Raw genomic sequence first — 7,138 nt, 5'->3', positions numbered from 1 at the left:
AGGCAAGATGCCTGTTCCACTAAAGTTTCAATGTTTTGTGGAACGGGCATCTTGCCCGTTGCTAACACCGAAAAATTGAACAGGCAAGATGCCTGTTCCACTAAAGTTTCAATGTTTTGTGGAACGGGCATCTTGCCCGTTGCTAACACCGAAAAATTAAATCTACAATTGATATGACAAAATCCATCAAAATTGCTAAAACTTTGCTAGTTACCTACTATGCTTATATGCTCGAATACCGGGCGGAATTGTTTTTGTGGGCGCTGTCGGGAGCTTTGCCGTTTATATTGATGGGCGTCTGGATGCAGGCGGCCGAAACTGGTCAATTTGGGCTGAATTCGATCGACTTTGCCCGTTATTTTTTAGCTGCTTTCATTGTCAGGCAAACAAATGTAGTTTGGGTGATTTGGGATTTTGAAAAGCAAGTAGTGAAAGGCGAGCTATCTAATAGATTGTTGCAGCCTCTCGATCCCGTATGGCATCACTTTGCATCTCACGTTTCCGAAAGGTTTGCGAGGCTGCCGTTTATATGCGGATTAGTGCTGCTGTTTTTTGCACTTTACCCGCAGGCTTTTTGGCTGCCGAGTTTGGGCAGGTTTTTGCTGTTTTTGTTGGTAATCGTCTTGGCTTTTTGCTTGCGGTTCTTGATCCAGTATACCTTTGCGCTGTTTGCTTTTTGGTTGGAAAGGGCAAGTGCGATCGAACAATTCTGGCTTTTAATTTACCTATTTTTATCGGGACTTATCGCGCCGCTAGAAGTGTTTCCCGCACAGGTGCGCGAAGTAGTTTTGTGGACGCCGTTTCCTTATTTGATTCATTTTCCCGCTTCTATCTTGATAGGATTACCCGTAGATGTAGGCCGTGGTTTGTTGGTAATGTTGGCTTGGGCGGCGGTATTTTTTGTGTGGAATCGCTGGCTTTGGCGGCAGGGCTTGAAGCAGTATTCGGGCATGGGAGCGTGAACTACCCAGGGCGGATGCTACAGTATTCCTCATATGCGAGAATAGTTATAAATCCAGTGGGCATTCAACCCACTTAATTTGTGCGTTTTCATCGCCTCCCTCAACTCGTACCATTTTTGGCGCGGGACTTCCTGCTTGTTAGTTAAATAATAATTAAAAATTATAAAACTCTAGAGTCCGTCCTAGTATAATACTAATCCTTTTGTCAAAAAGACTTAGGTGAAGCACCGTATTTACCTCGATCGCAGACATCATGCAAAAATGCAATCGGGAGTATTCGACAATTGCATAAATCTCCATTTTTTGTATATATAAGTACAAAAGTTTACAATAAAGTCTTATATTAATTAACCCAACGACTGATAAACGGGATAAAAGAGATTCTAATGACAGCCAAAAAAAACCTCATTGTAATCGGCAATGGCATGGTAGGTCACAAGTTCCTGGAGTTAATGGTGAGCTCGGATGCTGCCAAACACTGGAATTTAATTACTTTTTGTGAAGAACCGCGCGTTGCTTACGATCGCGTAAACCTCAGCGGATTTTTCTCTGGCAAAACAGCGGGAGATTTATCTTTAGTTGCACCGGGATTTTATCAACAAAACGGCATCCAGATTCACATTGGCGACAAAGCAGTCGCCATTAACCGGGAACACAAAATAGTCTCTTCAGCCAACGGTTTAGAAGTTCCCTACGACAAAATTGTTCTCGCGACCGGTTCCTATCCATTTGTGCCATCAATTAAAGGCAAAGACGCTACAGGAACTTTTGTTTACCGAACAATTGACGACCTGGAAGCGATGTCAGATTACGCTAAAAATTGCAAAACAGGCGTAGTGATTGGCGGCGGTTTGTTAGGTCTAGAGTGTGCTAATGCTCTGCAAAATATGGGTCTAAAAACTCACGTTGTTGAGTTTGCCTCGCGGCTGATGCCCGTGCAAGTTGACGAAATTGGCGGTGCAATTCTCCGCAGCAAAATAGAAGATTTGGGGGTTTCGGTTCATACCAGCAAATCTACCACAGAAATTGTCAGCGAAGATGGCAAAGTTACTAAAATGCTGTTTGCTGACGGTTCGGAATTGGCAACAGATATGATAGTGTTTTCTGCTGGCATTCGCCCCCGCGACGAAATTGCCAGAAGTTGCGGTATAGAAGTAGGAGAACGCGGTGGCATTTTGATTAATGATAGCTGCCAAACCTCCGATCCTGACATTTATGCGATCGGAGAATGCGCCCTTTATCAAAATCGCATCTACGGCTTAGTTGCGCCTGGGTATACAATGGCAAGCGTAGCAGCAGATATTTTGAGCAGTGTAGCGGATGACGGGCAAGATGCCCGTCCCACAAGCACTTTTACAGGTGCAGATATGTCCACTAAACTCAAATTATTGGGGGTGGATGTTGCTAGTTTTGGAGAGCCTTTTCCCAAGTCGGGCGATGCTAAAGAAATTGTTGTTGCTGACACCTTCCAAGGCATTTACAAAAAATTAGTTTTAAATCAAGACGGCAGCCGGATTTTAGGCGGAATTCTCGTAGGAGATGCTTCGGCTTACGGCACTTTGCTGCAATTCATGCAAAATGAAATTGCTCTGCCGCCGCATCCCGAAGATTTGTTGATGCCACCGCGAGAAGGGGGAAGATCGGCCGGTTTCGGAGTAGACAGTTTGCCGGATTCGGCTCAAATTTGTTCTTGCAATAATGTTACCAAAGGGCAGATTTGTGCAGCGATTCGCGATCATAATTTAACCGATGTTGCCAGCGTCAAGAAATGCACTCAAGCTGGGACGGGTTGCGGTGGCTGCGTGCCTTTAGTGACAGATATCTTCAAGTCGGAGATGAAGAAAGCTGGGTTTGCAGTCAAAAATAATCTCTGCGAACATTTTGAATATTCTCGTCAAGAATTGTACCATTTAGTGCGTTCTCAAGAGATTAAAACCTTTGAGGAGTTGATTCAAAGACACGGCAAAGGTAAGGGCTGCGAAATTTGCAAGCCAGCTGTTAGTTCGATGTTGGCTTCTACTTGGAATGACCATATTTTAGAGAAGTCTCACGTCGGTTTGCAAGACACGAACGATTACTTTTTGGCAAACATTCAGCGCGACGGTACTTATTCGGTGGTGCCCCGAATACCGGGGGGAGAAATTACGCCGGATAAGTTGATTGTTTTGGGTGAAGTTGCCAGGGATTTTGGGCTTTATACTAAGATTACTGGCGGGCAACGGATTGATTTGTTTGGAGCTCGTGTGGATCAATTGCCGCATATTTGGCGTCGGTTGATTGATGCGGGATTTGAGTCGGGACACGCTTACGGTAAGGCTCTGCGTACTGTAAAATCTTGTGTGGGTAGCACTTGGTGCCGCTTTGGGGTGCAGGATTCTACGAGTTTGGCGATCGAAGTTGAATTGCGGTATCGTGGTTTGCGATCGCCCCACAAGCTCAAATCTGCTGTCTCTGGTTGCACTCGCGAATGCGCCGAAGCTCAAAGCAAGGATTTTGGGATAATTGCGACAGAGAATGGTTGGAATTTGTACGTGTGTGGCAATGGCGGCATTAAGCCACAACACGCGGTTTTGCTGGCGACGGATATCGATAAGGAAACGCTGATTAAGTATATCGATCGATTCTTGGTTTTCTACATCCGCACGGCCGACAGATTGGAACGCACTGCTACTTGGTTGAACAAACTTGAGGGCGGGATTGAATACTTGAAACAGGTGATAATTGAGGATTCTCTGGGGATTTGTGCTGAATTAGAAGCCCAGATGGAACATTTAGTTAATACTTATCAATGTGAGTGGAAAACGACGATTGAAGACCCACAAAAGGTGCAGCGGTTCCAGCATTTTGTGAATTCCGATTTGCCTGATCCGAGTATTGTTCGTGTTGCGGAACGGGGACAAACGCGGCCGGCTAACGAACATGAAAAGGCTCTGGCTGGAGTTTCGGAATAATCGATCCCCCCTTAGCTTGCCCCCTACTCAACCCCTACTCCCCTTAATAAGGGGGGGACAAGAGTATTAATCTCGTTCCCAGGCTCTGCCTGGGAATGAATTCCGGGAGGCTCTGCCTCCTTCGGCGAGGCGAGGCAGAGCCTCGAAACCTACGTTCCCAGCCGGAGACTGGGAACGAGATTGAAGTAAAATAACAGGAAAAGAAAATGGTTCAATCATTACAAGTTTCAGATACTGTGACTACTTGGGTAGATGTGTGTTCTCTGGATGCGATCGCCCCTTATACTGGAGTTTGCGCTTTAGTTAAAGGCGAACAAGTGGCGATTTTCCGAGTGGGAAACGGAGATGAAGTTTATGCGCTTAGCAATTACGACCCGTTTAGTAAAGCTTTTGTTTTGTCGCGGGGAATTGTGGGCGATCGCAACGGCACTCTCAAAGTTGCTTCTCCCATTTACAAGCAAAACTTTAGTCTCACTACCGGGCAATGTCTGGATGATGAAACGGTAAAGATTCCTACTTTTGCGGTTCGGGTTGTAGCCGATCGCGTCCAAGTAGCTGCTAGTTAGATTCAGCGGCTTAATTGTTCGATCGCCATCCGCCAACACCTAACATTCCTGTGGGTGGTGGCGGATTTTGCATTGGGGCCCTCCCGACTCAGTATTTTTCGTATAAAATAGAGTCGATTGGTTCCATACTCCAGGCTCGCTCAAAAAAATATCAACTAATATCCGAGCTGATGCGATGATTGTCAATGCAAACAAACTTCAGGGGGCAGGGTATCGGTATGTTGTTAAAAAAACTTGTTTCCGAAAATAATTCCCAGACTGTAGCAGAGTTAATCCATGCCCAACTCAAAATCGGTCAACTGACTTGGGGCGAACTCAACATACAAGTTTTCGGCCAGCACTGGCGGGACGAATCTTTGCACGAAGTTCTCAGAGAAATTGCAGCTAAGCTCGACAAAGAAACAGCGAGCCAAATTATAGAATATCTCACTGATCAGAACGGTCAACAAGAAAAATTTATTAATTTGTTTTTAGCAGCGCAATGCTTGTTAAAAGTTAAAAATGATGTTAATAAAAAAACCGAAAAAAAACTGTTAAACGCTTTAAAAAAGTTATCGCAATACGGTACGGGTTTCCTGATTCTTTATCAAAGCGCTCAAGAATTGCAGGAAACTTATCAAATTCGTAATCGATCGATCGTCGCGATCGCCCAAACTTGGAAAAACGACCCGCAAACCCTGCCCTGGCTGAAAATACTCGCTCACTCCACCGACTGTGGCGAAGTCCGATCCACAGCAGTCGAAGCAATAGCCCGTGGTTGGCCAGACCAGCCAGAAATTTACCTGATGCTCAAAAAACTCGCCAAATCCGATCCAAGCTGGGCAGTGCGATCGACCTGTGTGCGAGAAATGGCTTGTGGTTGGCCAGACACGAGCGATACCTGGCCGCTGCTGACTGCCCTGGCTCAGTCAGATCAAAGTCCCGCAGTTCGCACCGCAGCACTGGAACAGTTGGCCTCTAATTGGCCCGATCGCACAGATACCTTGCTGCTGCTGAGAAAGGCCGCCGAATCCGACGAAAATTTGGGAGTGCGAGTCTGTGCGTGGCAAGAAATAGCCAGAGGTTGGCACAGCCTTTTAGGCACGGCCTCCCTGCTCAAAAACCTTGCCCAGACAGGAAGTTCTATCCTGCGAACCGTAGCGGTGCGGGAGTTGGCAGCGGGCTGGCCTGCTGCAGCCGACGTTTGCCTGCTGCTGAAAAGCCTAGCCGAATCTGACAGCAGCAAAGAAGTGCGGACAGCAGCTTTAGAAGAATTGGCCTCGCACTGGCCCGACGAACCAGACATTTACCCGCTGCTGAAGACTAAAGCCGAGTCCGACGCGAGTTCGAGCGTCCGGCGCTCAGCAGTGCAAGCAATTGCCTCTGGCTGGCGCGGGAACCCCGAAACTCTGACTTTTTTGAAAAATATAGCATTGGGCGATCGCGACGCCGACCTGCGCGAAATAGCCCTACAACAGATAGCCGCAGGTTGGCCCGACCACCCAGAAACCCTGCCCCTGCTGCAAAAAATAGCTGATTCCGAGGATTACTGGACTGTGCGGCAAGTAGTAGTGGAGGCTGTCGCCGCAGTGGCGTCAGGAAGTCTCGAAGTCTTTGGCTGGTTGCAAAATCTCGCCGCGTCAGACAGACACCTCAACGTCCGAGAAACTGCGGTGGAAGAGATCGCAAAACGCTGGTCTCACCGGGGCGAGACGCTGCCTTTCCTCAAAAGCCGGGTAGAGTTGGAGCATGATTCTCACCTGCTGAGCGTGCTAGTGCGATCGATCGTGCGGGGGTGGCCCGACCACCCGGAAACCTTGCCTTGGCTGAAAATTGAGCTCGATTCTGGGGAAGCGCTGGTGCGGCAAGCGGTGGTGCTTGAACTAGCTTACAACTGGCCAGACAATCCTGAAACTTGGATGCTGCTGGAGGCTAAAGCAGAGGGCGATGAGAGTCCCGCTGTCAGGCAAATCGCTTTGCAAAAGTTAGCCCGGGCACGGACAAATCAGTCTCAAACTTTCGAGTGGCTCAAAAGTAGATCTCAAAAGGATGAAGATTCGCAGGTGCGGGCGATCGCCCTGGTAGAGTTAATGCGGGGATGGAAAGACGAGCCGGGAATGTTTGAGTTTTTGCGCGATCGAGCTTTGAGCGATCCTGACAATCAAAACGGTTCTTTTCCTTACAATCCCAGATTTACAGCGCTCGAAGCGATTATCGAACATTATCCCGAAAATCCGGGAGTTGTGCCGTTGTTGCGATCGCTTGCAGTTTCCGACGCAGAAGAGCAAGTGCGGGCCTTAGCGGGTCGCCGGCTACGCAGCCAAGACTGGTAAACCGAAATAATTCATGGTGGGGACAGCAACCAGAAAGTTATCTGTAGGTTGCAATGTTTAAGTAAAATACTGATGGATATAGAGTAGGAGTTTCCACTATGCAGACACAATGGTAAGCTGTTCAGCATCTAAAACGCATATTGTATGGTATAATATGATAATTTCCCGATAAAGTCAATGCCTACTAAAAACTTCCTCAGTTCAGAAACAAAGGAAACTCTGCAACAAGCATTAAAAGACCATGAGCATCCAGATATTCGACAAAGAGCGTTAATATTTTTATTACTAAATAACGGAAATACACAAGCTCAAACTGCTGAACTAATTGGATGTTCTCTCAGAAAAGT

The 7,138-nt window shown here is 47.1% G+C and carries 4 protein-coding genes; all 4 read left to right on the top strand.

Annotation, left to right across the window (positions count from 1 at the left end):
- Nucleotides 1-173: 173 nt before the first annotated feature.
- A complete protein-coding gene (locus QUA00_RS35705) occupies nucleotides 174-962 on the top strand; it encodes an ABC-2 family transporter protein (RefSeq protein WP_333413279.1) in 789 nt (262 codons plus the stop codon).
- A gap of 386 nt (nucleotides 963-1,348) precedes the next feature.
- A complete protein-coding gene (gene nirB, locus QUA00_RS35700; RefSeq protein ID WP_333413277.1) occupies nucleotides 1,349-3,913 on the top strand; it encodes a nitrite reductase large subunit NirB in 2,565 nt (854 codons plus the stop codon).
- A 206-nt stretch (nucleotides 3,914-4,119) separates the two neighbouring features.
- Nucleotides 4,120-4,479 carry a nitrite reductase small subunit NirD gene (gene nirD, locus QUA00_RS35695; protein ID WP_333413275.1) on the top strand — a complete coding sequence of 120 codons (360 nt, stop codon included), beginning with the start codon at nucleotides 4,120-4,122 and terminating at the stop codon, nucleotides 4,477-4,479.
- A 218-nt stretch (nucleotides 4,480-4,697) separates the two neighbouring features.
- A complete protein-coding gene (locus QUA00_RS35690) occupies nucleotides 4,698-6,791 on the top strand; it encodes a HEAT repeat domain-containing protein (protein WP_333413273.1) in 2,094 nt (697 codons plus the stop codon).
- Nucleotides 6,792-7,138: the final 347 nt, after the last annotated feature.

This window comes from Microcoleus sp. T2B6 (genome assembly GCF_036700475.1).
Classification (GTDB): domain Bacteria; phylum Cyanobacteriota; class Cyanobacteriia; order Cyanobacteriales; family Microcoleaceae; genus Microcoleus.
This window is presented reverse-complemented; position numbering and strand designations above follow the sequence as displayed.